This window comes from Amycolatopsis sp. NPDC051045, assembly GCF_040682955.1.
Lineage (GTDB): Bacteria > Actinomycetota > Actinomycetes > Mycobacteriales > Pseudonocardiaceae > Amycolatopsis.
Genome location: NZ_JBFBCC010000043.1, coordinates 1 through 15,096 on the forward strand (window position 1 = coordinate 1; position 15,096 = coordinate 15,096).

Consider the following 15,096-nt stretch of genomic DNA (forward strand, 5'->3'; position numbering starts at 1 on the left):
GCAACCGCCACTGCCACCCCAAACGCCACTTCGCCGTCAACTCCAAGATCCGCCGCCCCGATTACCTACCCAACGTTGCTTGATGAAGCACTAGTTCAACCACCACCATTGGTGGAGGTGGCCACGCTCGATCATCGGCATGCGCGGATGGTGCTGCATCACAGTTCAGTCCGACGACAGGCCGCGTCGCAGGATCATCCCAACAGGCGATCGTGACCGACGCTAGGCACCGTGGCGGACATGTAAGCTAAGCATCAGTGCAGGCCGGAAATGCAACTTGGGCATCGCCGGTCGGTAAAGCCGACTACCACCACCGGCCGCACGACGGGCTGCTCGATCCGCACCTGCCCGCGCTGCGGATGTCGCCGGCGATGATGTTCGGGCACTGATATCTCGGGTGACGAGGGGATGCATCCGCGGGTCGTGGTGAACGACGGGGTGGGGTCATTGGGGGAGGGTGACCAGGACGCGGCCGCGGCTGCCGGCGTCGACGTGGTCGTGGGCCTTGGCGATGTCCGCCAGTTCGTAGCGGTCGCCGACCTCGACGGTCAGGGCGCCGACGGCGGCCGCGGCGGTCAGATCGCGCGGTGCCTGGCGTTTCGCCTCTTCGGGGAAGTCATCGCTGCCGACCAGGCGCAGGACGACGTTGTTGAACAGCAGGTTCCAGAAAGGGATTTCGGTCCTGTCCTCCCTCGTCGCGTAGGCGGCGATGACCGCGCCGTTCGCGACGACGGCGTTGTCCAGGTCGGCGTTGCCGGACAGGGAGACCTCGACGACCCGGTGCACGCCCTCGGGCGCGTACGCGCGGATGGCCACCGCCGGGTCCTGCTGGTCCAGCGCCACGGCGTGGGACACGACAGCCGGGTCGACCTGTGCGAGGTCCGCGCCGCGCCGGACCGTGCCGAGCACCCTCGCCCCGCCCCAGCAAGCGAGCTGAGCGGCCAGGGGGCCGACCCCGCCCAGGACGCCGTGCACCAGCACGAGCTTGCCCTCCACCGGGCCGTCGGCGAACACGGCGGCGGTGGGCGGTGATGCCGGGGATGCCCAGGGCTGCGCCGAGCTCGTCGCTGAGGTGGTCGGGCAGCGGGACAGCCAGAGCGGCGGGTACGACGGTGTATTGGGCGGCCGTGCCGAAGGGCCGGTATGACTGGGCGCCGTACGTCCACACCCGCTGTCCGACGCGGCGCTCGTCCACCCCCTCGCCCACGGCGTCGACGATCCCGGCGGCGTCGCTGTGCGGGATCACCCGCGGGAAGGGCATCGACGAGCCGAGCCAACCGCGCCGCTTCTTGGTGTCGCCGGGATTGACCCCGGAGACGGTGACGCGAACGCGGACCTCGCCCGGGCCGGGGGTGGGGTCGGGCAGTTCGCCGACACGCAGCACGTCGGCGGCGGGGCCTTGGCGGTCGTACCAGGACGCAAGCATGAGCGGCTACCTTCGGGGTTGATCAGCACGGGTTTTCGAGCGTAGGGGGATCCGTCTCAGCGCGCCCTGGTGACTGGCTGGTCACCGTCCAGAACCTGGTGCAACCAGGTGCGTTCGGCGCTGTTTGGTCCGTTCCCGGCGGCAAAGTGCTCGACGTCAACGCAGGCAGCGGCGGCCTGGCCTGCAACTGCAGGAGTGGACCGCCGAGGGCGGGGCACCCAGTCGCGGCTTTGAAAGTTTCCCGGTATCGCGCTCGTCTTTGAAAGTTTCACGGGATCGCGCTCTTCTTTCGTCGCAAGCCATAGACGTGTTTGACACCACGAGTCGACCCCCCTTATCGTTCTGTCGAACCGGTTCGAAGACGATTGCTTACCGACCGATGCCCTGCTCCGCCGGCATGGAGCCGGTAGATGAGTCCATAGTGGACCTCTCCATTTTGGCGGTCCCGGCGGGTAGTGACGATGGTCCGATGATCGGTGTATCCCCGTAGACGCGACACCCGCGAAAGGGATTTCTTGATGCGTCAGAACAGCCCTCGCACGCTGTCCCAGCGCTTCGCCCGCGCAGCGCTGGCCGGCGCCACACTCCTCGCGATCATCGACACGGTACAACCCGCCGCCGCAGGACAGCCGGCCGTCGCAACACAGCCGGCCCCCGCGGCCGCAGCTGCCGGCGCCGCCGCGATCGCCTCGGTCGACCTGGCCGGGACGTGGAGTTTCACGCCGACGGGTCGGGGGGCGACCTCGATCACCGTGCCCGGCGGCGGCTGGTACAAGCAGGGCTTCACCGACGTGAACGAGGCGGTGTACTCGCGCACCATCACCGTGCCCGACTCGGGTCAGCCGCAGTCGACGTGGATCGAGTTCGGGGCGGTCAATCACCAGGCGACGCTGTCGGTCGACGGCCGGGTGGTGGCGACGCAGACCACGTCGTTCACGCCGTCGAATTTCGACATCACCGCCTACGCGGCCCCCGGTAGCACCCACACGATCAGCGTCGCCGTGAAGGGCCGCGGCGCGTTGAAGGCATCCAACGGCCGGTACCTGGTGCCCGACGCCGCCGACTGGTCCGAGGCGGTCCCCCAAGGGATCTTCCGGTCCGCGTTCCTGCGGACGTACCCGGCGGTGTACGTCAGCGACACATTCGTGCGTACGTCGGTGGCGAACAAGACGTTGAGCTACGACGTGTCGGTGCGTAACACGTCGGGCAGTTCCCGGTCGGTGACGTTGACCGGGTCGCTGTCGTCCAACAACGGAACGGCTTTCAGCTACCCTGAACTGCCCAGCCGTACGGTCACCGTGGCGGCCCACTCGACCGTGACCGTGACCGTCGGGCCGGTCGCGTGGAACCTCGACAGCACCTCGTACTGGTGGCCCAACGTGCCGTACCGGTCGGGGTACCGGGCGCAGCTGCACGGGCTGACGGTGCATGCCGTCGCCGATGACGGGCGCACCAGCGACGCCACGTACCGGTTCGGGTTCCGGGAGGCCACCCAGAACGGTGACTACTACTACCTCAACGGCGTGCGCGTGAACTTCCGCGGCGACAACCTCCAGGGTGCCGACTACGACCGGATCAACAACGGCGGCAAGAGCGACGCCTACGACACCCTGCCCGGCTTCCTGCCCCCTTCGCCGAACAACGGCGGCTGGCCGCAGGCGGTGGACAACTACCAGCGGCTCAACTACAACGTGGTCCGCATCCACCAGGAGCCCGCCAGCCCGTACATGCTCGACGTGGCCGACGAGATGGGCCTGATGATCATCGGTGAGACCGCGATCCGCGGCTCCTCCGGCAAGCAGGATTGGATCGCCGGGCACGACAACATGGTCAACCACGCCCGGGCGCTGGTCCTGCGCGACCGCAACCACCCCGCGGTCATCCGCTGGAGCCAGGTCAACGAGCCGAACCAGAGCGGCCAGGATTCCGAGCAGTTCGAGAAGGACCTGTACGCGGCGATCAACGGCAACGACGGCACCCGGCCGGTCATCGCCGAGGTGGGCGTCGACGGGAATCTCAACGGGTATCCCGGGATGACGTACGCCAACTTCGCGGTGTTCCCGCACTACGTCGACGGCTTCGGCAGGTACGGGGAGGGCCTGAAGACCGTGAACGGGCGGCCCGACGGCGAGGGCGAGTACATCTGGCCGGCGTGCAACACCAAGCAGGGCTTCGAGTGGTTCGCCACGGCAACCCTGGCCAAGCGCGGCAAGAACGCCACCGACCTGCGTCCGTACACGCTGCTGTCCGCCTGGGCCGGCGTCGTGCCCGGAGTGCGGACCACCGACTTCACCCCGGAGGAGGGCGGTCGCCCTGTCTACGGCGCGGACAACCTCCCGGCCCCCTGGAGCAACCCGCAGATCCAGCGCGTGCAGGCGGCGTTCAACCCGGTGGCCGCGGTCGACCTGCCGTTCTGGTCGGCCTCCGGCGTCTCGGACTCCAACGGCACCTTCCCGCTGCCGCAGGCCGTGCCCGGCTACGCCCGGAACGCCACGGTCACCCGCAACATCACCGTCTTCAACGACGACTTCGCCGACACTTCGGTGGGCTTCACCTGGACGGCGCGGCTCGACGCGCCGGACGGTGCGGTCGTCGCGTCCGGAAGCACGACCCTGACCGTCCCGCTCGGCTCGCGGGTCACCCAGCCGGTGTCCTTCACCACCCCGGCCACCGGCAACCGCGTGTACCTGCAGCTGTCGACCACGAAGTCCGGTAGCCCCGTCTTCACCGACGCGGTGGAGTACTTCAACCTCGCCGGAAGCGGCGGAGACGGACCCGCACCGGGCACCTACCACATCGTCAACCGCAACAGCGGCAAGCCGCTCGCTGTCGCGGGCAACTCCACCGCGGACGGTGCCAAGGTGGTCCAGCAGAGCGGCACCGCCACCTGGACCATCGCCACGACCTCCGACGGCTCCTACACCCTCCAGTACGTCCCGAGCGGAAAGGCGCTCGACGTCAACGCCAGCAGCAGCACGGCCGGGCTGCAACTGCAGCAGTGGACGGCCAACGGCGGCACCAACCAGATGTGGTACCTGCGGTCCACCGGCAACGGCTCCTACACCATCGTCAGCCACGACAGCGGACTGGTGGCGGACGTCAACGGTGCGGCGACGAGCGACGGGGCGCAGGTCGTGCAGTGGGCCGCCAACGGCGGGGCCAACCAGCAGTGGCAACTGAGCCGGGCCTGACCGGACGACCCGGTTCTCGCCTGCTGCCGCGGCGCAGTGAACGCATCGAACCGCCTCGCTCGCGAGCGGTAGGCGCTCGTCAGCGCCCCCATGGGGGTTCGATCAATGACGGCTCAATGGACCCCACGCTGATGGAGGTTCCGCAACCGTCGGCCAGCTCCTACAACCATGAGGAGATCCACATGGCTTGTTCGCACAGCTCGGGGGGCCGCAGCGTTCGACGGTCCATGGTGATGGGCGCTACGGCCGTCGTGTTGGTTCTGAGTGCCCGTCCGGAAACGGGTTGGTGTTGATGTCTGATGGGTGCGGCGTGGCTTACGGACTGGTGTAGGGCGCTCAAAGCGCTGCTGCGCCGCTCTCGTGCCGATCCTGTGGGCAAATCTCGTTGGTGCGACCGGCCATACTGAAAGTCATGCACGAACACCGGGATTCGGACGCCGCCACTGGGGACGCGCTGGTCGCCCGGCTGGTCAGCCTCGAACCGATCAAGCCGGAATGCTGGCCGGCGGCGCGCGCCGAGGCGCACGAGGCGTTCTACCAGCACGCGCACGCGGTTGTGTCCCACCCGGCCGGGCCGGCCTGGCTGACCACCCTGGCGGCCCACCCCAACAGCCTGGTCCGCGCGATCGCGGTCGGAGCCCTCGGTTCCGGCCGCGATCCCGCGCATCAGCCCATCCTCGTGCAGGCCCTGGCCGACCCCGCCGCCAACGTCGTGCAGGCCGCCCTGGCAGGCCTCACCCCGCAGACCTCGGACGAGGTGTTCGACCGGCTGGTCACGCTGCTGAACGAGACGGACCGCGATCGGGCCGGGATCGGCCGCTACGCCGCCCAGCGCATCGCCGAGACCAGCGATCCGAGACGGCTGGACGTCCTGGCCGACGCACTGGGGCAGGTCCACGGCGCCGAACACGACATCACCCGCGCACTGAGCCGGGCCGGCGACCCGCGGGTCGCGCCGGTGCTGATCGAGCACCTCCGCCACCGCCGCCCGGGCCGCTTCGCGGCCGCGGAAGTGCTCGGCAACCTGCGCATCGCCGAAGCGACCGGCCCGCTCATCGATGTCCTGCGCGAGTCCGACGGGCCCCAGTCGCTGCCCGTGATGGAAGCGCTGGGCAAGCTCGAAGCGCTGGAGGCCGCGCCGGCGATCGTGCCGCTGCTCGACCACAGTTCGTCCGACGTCCGCGACGGCGCCCTGCTGGCCCTGAACCGGATCGGCGGCCCGCTGACGACTCCCGCCGCCCTCAAGGCCGCCGACGACGTCCACCCCGTCGTCCGGGCACGGGCCCTCCGGGTGCTGGCCAAACACGGCGATCACCGCGCTCTCGGCCGATTGGCCGCCGCCTGCGACAGCCGGCACGTCCACACCGCCCTCACCGGCCTGGTGCGCCTGGCCGACGACTCCGTCGCGCTCACCTTGGTGCAGGTGCTGCTGACCACCGACGAGCGGCGTGTCCGCAAACTTGCCGGACAAATCCTCGCCCGCATCGACACACAGCACCACCTGCCCGGCCACGATCCCGACCCGCTCGTCCGCCGCGTCATCGTCTGGGTCATCGGCCAACGAGCCGACCCGGCCTACATAGGGACGCTGACCAACGCGCTCCAGGACGAGGACGAGCTGGTCCGATCCCGCGCCGCCGCAGCACTCGGGCGGATCACCCACGAGACGACGGTCCCGCTGCTGACCGAGGCCCTGTGCGACCCCAGGCCACGCGTCCGGGCCAACGCCGCGACCGCTCTGGGCCGAACCGTCCCCGACGGCCTGCGTTCCCTCCTCGCCGACGCCCTGGTCGACCCGCACCCGGCCGTCCGGTCCGCCGCCGCCGCGGCACTGCGAGCGACCACCCGCTGACCGGCCTTTGTGGACGACAAGGCCGTGAGACAGCAGCAGTTCCACCCGCGTGAACCACAGGGCAACCAACTCTCCCCTTCAGGCGTGTACGCCGTGCATGTCTGCGACAAGGGAGGGCCAGCATGACCTTGCGAAGATCACCGACGTTGCTCGTCGTCGCGCTCGCCATCGCGCTCACCGTCACCGATGGCGCGATGGCGGCAGCGGAAACCGCTGGTCAACAGCGTTCCGAGGTGACGCTGTCCGCGACGTCCTGGGGTTACGTCGACTCGGCGGCACCGACCACCGCCTACTTCAAGCCGTCCGGCAACTTACCGATCGGCACCTGGGACAGCACACCGCACCTCCAGCGCTCGTACGTGGACTTCGACCTGAGCTCGTTGCGGGGTGCGCCGTTCACGACGGTGCTGCTGTCGGCCGGCGAGACGCACTACGTCGGCTGCGACAGCCGCGCCACCGAGGTGTGGCGGACCTCCGCCTACACCAAGCAGTCGACCTGGCAGAACCGCCCGGCGGAGCGGACGCGGGTCGCGTCCCGGGGTGCCGACGGCACCTGCATCGACAACGACGCCACGTTCGACGTCACCACTGCGGTGCGGGACGCGGTCGACCACAAGGTCCGGCACCTCACGCTGGGCTTCCGCGTCGCCGAAGCCCACGAGGCGGACCCGGCGTTCTACCGGCTGATCGAGGCCCCGGCAACGCTGCGGGTGGTCAACAACGCGCCGCCCGCGCCGCCGGCCGACCTCCGCACCAACGACGAACCCTGTGCCAAGGACGGCGCCGGAGCACCGGTGAGCCGCCAGCTGAAGCTGAGCACACAGGTATCCGACCCGGACGGCGACTCCACGTCCGGGCAGTTCACGTGGTGGCCGGTGGCGGACCCGTCGCAACGGCACACGGGTGCCGGGTGGGGCAACCCCGCCGCGGCGTACCCGGACACCTCGGACCTCGCCGACGGCACCTACGCGTGGGAGGTGTACGCACAGGACAACTGGGGTGCGAAGTCGTCCACGGTGGGCCCGTGCCGGTTCACCGTCGACCGCACGGATCCGAACGCGCCTGCCGTCGTCTCCGCGACGTACCCGGCGGGCGCCGAGAGCGGCGGGATCGGGGTGGCGGGCGAGTTCACCTTTTCCCCCAACGGTTCCACCGACGTCGTGCGGTACGACTACAACTTCGGCGCGAACACGCGGGAGATCGCCGCAGGCCCCGACGGCACGGCCACCGTCAGCTTCACGCCGACGGCCAACGGCCGGCAGTCGGTGGTCGTGCGGGCGTGGGACCGGGCGGGCAACCTCTCGCTCAGCACCTACTACTCCTTCATCGTCAAGGAGACGCGGCCGACGGTCACGTCCGACCGCTACCCGCCGCAGGGCGCCCCGGACGGCGGCATCGGCGTGCCGGGCGTGTTCCGGTTCGCGCCGGGGATGCCGAACGTCGTGGCGTACGACTACCGGCTGGACGACGGCGCGTCCGCCACGGTCACGGCCGGCCAGGACGGCGTCGCCGAGGTGACGATCACGCCCGCCACCGGTGGTGAGCACGTGCTGTTCGTGCGCAGCACCGACACCTCGGGCGTGACGTCGCCGGAACGGGAGTACCGGTTCCTCGTCGATGCGTCACCGGTGGTGAGCGGGCCCGGGAACGTCGACCTGGGCACCTCGGCCACGTACACGGCAACCCCGAGAATGCCGCACGTCGTCGAGTACGACTACTGGTTCGCGAGTGCCGAGAGTACGAAGTGGACGGTCAAGGCGAACGCCGGCGGGACCGCCGCGCTGCCGGTCGAGTTCACCTCGGCCGACCAGAACCTGCTGCGGGTCCACGCCCGCGACGCGTCCGGCGGGTTGTCCCCGGTGACGGAGAAACGGTTGTCGCTCAACACCTGGCGACCCACGATCGGCCACGAGGGCGACATCGCGACGGAGGGCAGAGCCGCCACGTTCACGTTCACCACCCCGATGCCGAACGCCGTGGAGTTCGAGTACTGGCTGACGGCGGACCCGGCGACCAGGTGGACCGTGCCGGTCAGCGGGAACAGCGCGACGGTGAGCTACACCCCGCCGAGGACCGGCGACTACGAAATGGTGGTGCGCGCGAGGAACACGGCGGGCGTGTGGTCGTCGACGGACAACATCACGTGGACCGTGACGAACGATCCCACGGTGGCCTCGAAGGAGTTCCAGGCCAACGGGCGGGTGTTCCCCGGCACCTTCACGTTGGAAGGCCGCCAGCCGGGCGCGGTGGCGTTCGAGTACTCGTTCGACTGGGGTCCGTTCCAGCAGGTGGCCGCTCAGGACGGGCGCGCCGTGCTGGCGTGGACTCCTCCGCTGCCGCCGGAAGGCTGGGCCTCCCACAACCTGCGCGTGCGTACGGTGACGGCCGACAAGGTCTCCTCACAGGAGAACACGTACTATTTCAGCATCTTGAGCGCGCCGTACGTGTCGTCGAAGGAATACCCGGAAAGCCAGTGGTCGGGCGGTCCTGGTGTGCCGGGGACGTTCACCTTCACGCCGGGTATGCCGGGCATCGTCTCCTACACCTACCACGTCCGTAACGACTGGGGTGCCTTGACCGAGGAGGTCACCGTGCCGGCGGACGGTTCGGGTGCGGGGACGATGACGTGGACCCCGCCGGACCGAGGCATCTACTGGGTCATCGTGCGGGGCAACACGGCCGACGGCGCCAGGTCGGGTGGCATCGGCTACTCGGTGTACGTCAACTGACCGGGTGACCGGCGGCCCCGCTCCCGCCCAGGGAGCGGGGCCGCCTGCTCGGTAGCGGCAGCACGCTGGATCGACCAGCCCCCTTCGACGCTTTCGCGGCCTCGGCGCCCCGCGAACCGGTGCAGGGCCTCGAGCACGGCCGGGGCGGAGGTGTTCGGGTGGCCGGCGTCGTGCAGCAGGTGGTCCCCTCCGGGCCGTGGCACCCGGCCCGGTCCGCCGGCGTGGGCGTGGCGCAGGGGACTTGGGTGTCGTTCGTGCCGCAGGTCAAGCAGCACCCTGGTTCCCCTCGCGGTCGGCGGCGGGCACGAGGCGAGTTCGATTACGACGGCCTTCGACGGATCCTTGACGTCCCAGAAGATTGAGAGGCGGATTCAGGACAGCGACCGCAGGCGTTGCAATATGGCCGACCTCGAAGCCCTCTTCTTCAGCGACAACTTCCTGAAGCTCGTCGACCCGGACCACGGGAACTTCATCGACCTCACCTCGGTCCAGCAGATGGTCTGCGAGGAAGACGCCGTGATCGATCGGGATTGATGAGGTCCTCGCCCCTCGAAGCCGCTGTCCGAGCGCGCCGGCGATCGCCTGGTCGATGGCGGCCGGCGCCGCGGCCACCTCGTCGGCCACCTCCTCGTCGGCCGGTGCCCGTTCGACCGCCGCGAGCAGCAGCAGACCGAGGTCGGCCGACGTGACGAGCGGCAGCGTGGTCGCGGCGAGCGCGTCGGTCAAGGGGCGGACGTCGTCGGCGAGGCGGCGGCGCAAGGCGATCAGGTAGGGGCCGCGCTTGCGGTGCACGCCGAGGTGGGTGACGAGGTCGTCGACGGACACCCCGTCGTGCGCGTTCCTCGAAAGCCGCGGGCAGGTCCGATCGGCCGAACGCGTCGTCACGCTGGTCGCCGGCCGCGTCGAAAACCTCGATCCGGCGCTGGGGACCGGTCCCGGGTGCGACTTCCGTTGACTTCGGGCCGCCTCGGTGGTTCTCTCGCTGAGAGCGCTCCCAGTCATCCGTTCGTGTCCGACGAGTGAGGATGGACTTCATGACAGCTCGACGTCTGCGCTGGGCAGCGTGGCCGGTGATCGCCGTGCTCGCCGCGGCGGTGCCGGCAGCCGGCACCGCCGGGGCGGCGGCCACGCCCACGGCCACGGTCACCGTCAACGCCCGTGCGGGACTGGCGACCATGCCGGACACCGGAATCGGGGTCAACCACGCGGTGTGGGACAGCCAGCTGGGCACCGATCCCGTGGCCGATCTGCTCGGGGGAGCCGGTGTCCGCACCATGCGGTACCCCGGTGGGTCCTACGGCGACATCTACCACTGGAAAGACAACACCGCGCCCGGCGGTTACGTGGCGCCCGGCACCGATTTCGACACCTTCATGGGTGGCGTCCGGCGGGCCGGCGCCCAGCCGGTCATCATCGCCAACTACGGCACCGGAACACCGGAGGAAGCCGCGGACTGGGTGCGGTACGCCAACGTCACCAAGGGCTACGGCGTCAAGTACTGGGAGATCGGCAACGAGCTCTACGGCAACGGGCACTACGGGGCGAACTGGGAGGCCGACAACCACGCGGACAAGAGCCCTACCGCCTACGCCAACGGTGTCGTGGCCTACGCCGACGCGATGAAGGCCGTCGATCCGGGCGTCAAGATCGGCGCGGTGCTGACGACCCCGGCGAACTGGCCGGACGGCATCGTCGGTGCCGGCGACACCGCCACCTGGAACCAGACCGTGCTGTCGATCGCGGGTCCGCACATCGACTTCGTCATCCTGCACTGGTACCCCGGCGGTTCGACGGCCGCCGAGGCGCTCACCAAAACCGAGCAGGTGGACGACATGATCTACCTGGCGCGCGAGCAGATCACGCGCTACGCGGGCGCGGGCTCCGGCCGGATCGGCATCGCGATGACCGAAACCAACACCCCGGTCGGCATGAACACCCAGCCCGGCGCGCTGTTCGCCGCCGACGCCTACAGCTCGCTGCTGGCGAACGGCGTGTTCAACGTCGACTGGTGGAACGTCCACAACGGGGCGACCAAACTGTCCACTGTGGCCGGACAACCCGACTACGGCGACTTCGGCCTGCTCTCCAGCGCGACCTGTCTCGAGGACGGCGCCTGCGAACCCGCGCTCAACACGCCCTTCGCGCCGTACTACGGCTTGAAGATGCTGAGCACGTTCGCGCGTCCCGGCGACCAGTTCGTCCGCGCCGGTGCGGACGACCCGCTCGTCGGCGCGCACGCCGTCCGGCGGCCCGACGGGGATCTGGCCGTGCTGCTGGTCAACAAGGACCCCGGCCAGGCCAGGGCGGTGACGCTGGACTACGCCGGCTACACCCCGGCGGCGGCCGCGCCGCAGGTGTTCACCTTCACCAACGGCGCGACGGCGATCTCCAGCGCCGCGACCGGCACGAGCACTTCCCGGACGTTGCCGCCGTACTCGCTCACCACGCTGGTGCTGCACCCCGCGGCCGCCGCGGCCGCCGGGCCGGGGGCGCCCGGGCAGCCGTCCGGCACCGCGACCGACCGGACCGCGGCCATCAGCTGGCCGGCGGCCGCGCCCGGCGGTCACCCGATCGCGAAGTACGAGGTGTACCGGCAGACCGGCACCACCAGCGAACAGTGGGGCGAGACCACTGGCACGTCGCTCGCCGTCGGGAACCTCGTGCCAGGCCGCCGGTACACCGTCAACGTGCTGGCGCGGGACACGGCCGGGAACGTGTCCGCGGCGTCCCCGCCGCTGACGTTCACCACCGGCGCGCCGGCGGCGAGTACCTGCACGGTCCGGATGACCGACGTCACCGACTGGGCGAGCGGCTTCGTCGGCGGCATCCACGTCACCGCCACCGGCGTGGTGGGGGACTGGACGCTGACGTTCGACTGGCCCACCGCGCGGCAGCGCCTCACCGGCGGCTGGAACGGCACCTGGGCCCAGAACGGCACGACGGTGACGGTCAAATCGTCGGCCCCGACGGCGCCGGGCGTGGACGTCGGGTTCACCGCCGACTACGGCGGGCCGAACATCCTGCCGGCCGCGTTCACCCTCAACGGAGTCCTTTGCGCGGCAGGCTAGCGTGCGGACTCGACGCGTTCGCGCACGGTCCGCAGCTCCTCGCCGACGACCGCCATCTGGGCGTCGACCGCCGAGGGGTCGGTGTCCTCCGGGAAGAACAGGCTGAAGATCAGCTCCGCGCCGGCCAGGTTCGGAACCACGCGCGTGAACAGGCCCACGGTGGGTGCGTCGGCGCTGACCACGTCGACCACACCGTGGGCCGCCGCGACCCGCACGGCCACCCGCTGGGGGCCCGCTTCGGTGTGGACCCGCCAGATGTCGTCGTGGTCGTGGTCGACCGCGGTGGCGAAGCCGGGCGCCCAGTCGGGGAGGTGCAGCGGATCGGCCAGGTATTCGACGACCCGCGCGGGCGAGGCGGCGATGGAAATGGTGCGGGTTTCGGCGCGTCCCAGTGTCATGGCGAAAACGATACGCACCTGCTTATGATTTGTCCACGCGTAAAATCCCGCCGGTGAACGAGGACGACGATCTCGGAGCCCTCTGCGCCGGGGCGGGGCGCAGCCTGGCCGAAGCCGAACGGCCGGTGCTGGAGCAGTACGGCCTTTCGATGTGGCAGTACGTCGTGCTGTCGGCGCTGGCCCACGGATCGGCGCCCAGCCAGCTGGTGCTGGCCCAGCAGATCCGCTACGACAAGACCCGGTTGATCGCCCTGCTCGACGGCCTCGAAGCGGCGGGCCTGGTCGCCCGCGGGCCCGACCCGGCCGACCGCCGCGCGCGGATCGTGCGGCTGACGCCCGAGGGAACCCGGCGGCACGCGGCGGTCCGCGACGCGATCCGGGAAGTGGAGGACCGCAAGCTGGCCGGTCTGACGCCGGAAGCCCGGCGGCTGCTGCGGTCGGCCCTCGCGCACCTCGCGAACTCGGGCTGACCGCGGCGGCCGCCGGGGCCGGGTTCAGGACCGGCGGATCAGTTCGTCGGCGACCCACTGCGCGACGCCGTCGGGGTACGGGTTCGCCAAGCCGAGCACCACGTGCCCGAACCCCGCCTCCACCGCCTCGGCGATCTTGCCCCGGGTGGTCTCCGGCCGCTCGTAGTCCACCGGCAGGAAGATCGACCGGGTGATCGCCGCCGGGTCGCGGCCGATCTCCGTGCAGTAGCGGTCGAGCAGCCTGCTGCGGGCCGCGAGGTCCTCGATGTCGCCGCCGCCCGGGATGTTCCACAGGTCGGCGTGCTCGGCGACCACGCGCAGCGTCGCGCTCGCCCGGCCGCCGATCATGATCGGCGGGTGCGGGCGTTGCACCGGCCGGGGATTGCCGAACGCTCCCTCGAGCTTGACGTGCTCGCCGTCGAAGCCGAACGGTTCCGTCGAAGTCCACAAGCGGCGGATGACCGTGCAGGCTTCGGCCAGCGCCGCGACGGCGTCCGCCTGGCCGTGGTACGGCAGACCGTGCGCGTCGTACTCGCGCCGGGCCGCCGGGTGGCTCGGGCGGGAGCCGGCCCCGATGCCGAAGTCGAGCCGTCCGCCGGAGACGATGTCGACCGTCGTGGCGATCTTCGCCAGCACCGCGGGTGGCCGGAAGCGGTTGCTCGTCACCAGAAGGCCGATGCGCATCCTCGACGTCTGCGCCGCGAGGGCCGAAAGCAGCGTCCAGCCTTCGAAGATCGGGCCGTCCGGGTCGCCGCCGATCGGCATGAGGTGGTCGAACAGCCACGCGTGTTCGATCTCGGGCACGGTGTCGGCTTCCCGCCAGACGCGCAGGATTTCGTCGTAGCCGACCTGCATGGGCGCGGTCAGGATGCCGAAGCTGGTGGTCATCAGCGCCGCCGCAGCGACGGGTCGAGCAGCGCGGGCGGGGTGTCGACCTTCTCGTCCGGGGCCAGGTCGAGGCCGGGGGCGACGACGGTGTCGATTTCGTCGAGCACGTCGGCGGACAGCACGGTGTCGGCGGCCGCAAGCTGCGAGTGCAGGTGCTCCAGCGTCCGCGGGCCGATGAGCGCGCTGGTCACGGCGGGGTGCGCGGTGACGAACCCGAGGGCGAGCTGGATCAGGGTCAGCCCGGCCTGGTCGGCGATCTTGGTCAGCTTCTCGACGGCGTCGAGCCGGGCCCGGTTGGCGGGAACGTCGAGGTCGAAGCGCTGCGGCAGGATCTTCGCGCGATTGGTGGTGATCTCCCGGCCCGCGCGGACCGCCCCCGACAGCCAGCCCGAAGCCAGCGGGCTCCACGCCAGCACGCCGAGCCCGTACTCCTCGGTCACCGGCAGCACGTGGCCTTCGATGCCGCGCTGCAGGATCGAGTAGCTGGGTTGTTCGGTGACGTACCGGCGCAGGTGGTGCTCGCGGGCGGCCCACTGCGCCTGGACGATGCGGTACGCCGGGAAGGTCGACGAGCCGAAGTACCGGATCTTGCCCGCGCGCTGCAGGTCGGTCAGCGCGGAAAGCGCTTCCTCGTCGCTCGTGGCGGGGTCCCACCGGTGGATCTGGTAGAGGTCGACGTGGTCGACGCCGAGCCGGCGCAGGCTGTCGTCGAGCGCGGTGACCAGCCAGCGGCGCGAGTTGCCGCGGTGGTTGCGCTCTTCGCCCATCGGCATGGTCGCCTTCGTGGCCAGCACGAGGTCGTCGCGGCGGCCGGCGATCGCCTGGCCGACCAGCACCTCCGACTCGCCCTGGCCGTACATGTCGGCGGTGTCGATCAGGTTGATCCCGCCGTCGAGCGCGGCGTCGACGATGGCGGTGGCGTCGTCTTGGGTGGTGTTCCCGATGGCGCCGAAGTTCATCGCGCCGAGCGCGAGGGTGCTGACCTGGACGCCGGTGCGGCCCAAGGTGCGGTACTGCATGAGAGGGTGCCTCCGTGGCAGAATGAGCAAACGGAACGTTGCTCCGCTAACGATA

At 70.3% G+C, this 15,096-nt stretch carries 11 protein-coding genes and 1 pseudogene; 6 read left to right on the forward strand and 6 right to left on the reverse strand.

Features of this window, described 5'->3' with window-relative positions; translation table 11 throughout:
- Positions 1–257 precede the first annotated feature (257 nt).
- Positions 258–389 carry a hypothetical protein gene (locus AB0M80_RS42670; RefSeq protein ID WP_364576262.1) on the forward strand — a complete coding sequence of 44 codons (132 nt, stop codon included), beginning with the start codon at positions 258–260 and terminating at the stop codon, positions 387–389.
- Positions 390–444: 55 nt separating this feature from the next.
- Here the strand turns inward: AB0M80_RS42670 and AB0M80_RS42675 are convergent, their stop codons facing one another.
- A complete protein-coding gene (locus AB0M80_RS42675; protein WP_364576263.1) occupies positions 445–1,014 on the reverse strand; it encodes a hypothetical protein in 570 nt (189 codons plus the stop codon).
- 202 nt (positions 1,015–1,216) lie between these two features.
- Positions 1,217–1,426, reverse strand: a pseudogene (locus tag AB0M80_RS42680) (NADPH:quinone reductase); the annotation flags it as partial.
- Positions 1,427–1,944: 518 nt separating this feature from the next.
- Here AB0M80_RS42680 and AB0M80_RS42685 point away from each other — a divergent pair.
- The 3 genes from AB0M80_RS42685 (at position 1,945) to AB0M80_RS42695 (ending at position 9,198) form a co-directional block, all read left to right on the forward strand.
- On the forward strand, positions 1,945–4,617 hold the full coding sequence (locus AB0M80_RS42685; RefSeq protein WP_364576264.1) for an RICIN domain-containing protein: 2,673 nt from the start codon (positions 1,945–1,947) through the stop codon (positions 4,615–4,617).
- A 412-nt stretch (positions 4,618–5,029) separates the two neighbouring features.
- The gene (locus tag AB0M80_RS42690) at positions 5,030–6,469 is read left to right on the forward strand and encodes a HEAT repeat domain-containing protein (protein WP_364576265.1); all 1,440 of its coding nucleotides are present in this window, start codon (positions 5,030–5,032) and stop codon (positions 6,467–6,469) included.
- A gap of 122 nt (positions 6,470–6,591) precedes the next feature.
- Positions 6,592–9,198, forward strand: a complete 2,607-nt coding sequence (locus tag AB0M80_RS42695) for a hypothetical protein (RefSeq protein ID WP_364576266.1) — start codon at positions 6,592–6,594, stop codon at positions 9,196–9,198.
- 264 nt (positions 9,199–9,462) lie between these two features.
- Here AB0M80_RS42695 and AB0M80_RS42700 read toward each other — a convergent pair whose 3' ends face one another.
- The gene (locus AB0M80_RS42700; RefSeq protein WP_364576267.1) at positions 9,463–10,023 is read right to left on the reverse strand and encodes a hypothetical protein; all 561 of its coding nucleotides are present in this window, start codon (positions 10,021–10,023) and stop codon (positions 9,463–9,465) included.
- A gap of 209 nt (positions 10,024–10,232) precedes the next feature.
- Between AB0M80_RS42700 and AB0M80_RS42705 the strand changes: the two genes are divergently transcribed.
- A complete protein-coding gene (locus AB0M80_RS42705) occupies positions 10,233–12,266 on the forward strand; it encodes a cellulose binding domain-containing protein (RefSeq protein ID WP_364576268.1) in 2,034 nt (677 codons plus the stop codon).
- Here AB0M80_RS42705 and AB0M80_RS42710 read toward each other — a convergent pair.
- Positions 12,263–12,664, reverse strand: coding sequence for an SRPBCC family protein (locus AB0M80_RS42710; RefSeq protein WP_364576269.1), 402 nt, complete (start codon positions 12,662–12,664; stop codon positions 12,263–12,265). The two genes, AB0M80_RS42705 and AB0M80_RS42710, sit on opposite strands and share 4 nt — an antisense overlap.
- 53 nt (positions 12,665–12,717) lie before the next feature.
- Between AB0M80_RS42710 and AB0M80_RS42715 the strand changes: the two genes are divergently transcribed.
- Positions 12,718–13,134 (forward strand): MarR family transcriptional regulator, encoded by a 417-nt coding sequence (locus AB0M80_RS42715; RefSeq protein WP_364576270.1) that lies wholly within the window; start codon positions 12,718–12,720, stop codon positions 13,132–13,134.
- A gap of 24 nt (positions 13,135–13,158) precedes the next feature.
- Here AB0M80_RS42715 and AB0M80_RS42720 read toward each other — a convergent pair whose 3' ends face one another.
- Both AB0M80_RS42720 and AB0M80_RS42725 read right to left on the reverse strand, forming a co-directional pair.
- Positions 13,159–14,022, reverse strand: coding sequence for an LLM class flavin-dependent oxidoreductase (locus AB0M80_RS42720; RefSeq protein ID WP_364576271.1), 864 nt, complete (start codon positions 14,020–14,022; stop codon positions 13,159–13,161).
- Positions 14,022–15,041 (reverse strand): aldo/keto reductase, encoded by a 1,020-nt coding sequence (locus AB0M80_RS42725; protein ID WP_364576272.1) that lies wholly within the window; start codon positions 15,039–15,041, stop codon positions 14,022–14,024. The genes AB0M80_RS42720 and AB0M80_RS42725 overlap by 1 nt, the downstream gene beginning before the upstream one ends.
- Between the last annotated feature and the right edge of the window lie 55 nt (positions 15,042–15,096).

Bases quoted from the DNA above. Each gene is read 5' to 3' on its own strand.
- AB0M80_RS42685 (WP_364576264.1), top strand. From the start codon at position 1,945: ATGCGTCAGAACAGCCCTCGCACGCTGTCCCAGCGCTTCGCCCGCGCA.
- AB0M80_RS42690 (WP_364576265.1), top strand. From the start codon at position 5,030: ATGCACGAACACCGGGATTCGGACGCCGCCACTGGGGACGCGCTGGTC.
- AB0M80_RS42695 (WP_364576266.1), top strand. From the start codon at position 6,592: ATGACCTTGCGAAGATCACCGACGTTGCTCGTCGTCGCGCTCGCCATC.
- AB0M80_RS42705 (WP_364576268.1), top strand. From the start codon at position 10,233: ATGACAGCTCGACGTCTGCGCTGGGCAGCGTGGCCGGTGATCGCCGTG.
- AB0M80_RS42710 (WP_364576269.1), bottom strand. From the start codon at position 12,664: ATGACACTGGGACGCGCCGAAACCCGCACCATTTCCATCGCCGCCTCG.
- AB0M80_RS42720 (WP_364576271.1), bottom strand. From the start codon at position 14,022: ATGACCACCAGCTTCGGCATCCTGACCGCGCCCATGCAGGTCGGCTAC.
- AB0M80_RS42725 (WP_364576272.1), bottom strand. From the start codon at position 15,041: ATGCAGTACCGCACCTTGGGCCGCACCGGCGTCCAGGTCAGCACCCTC.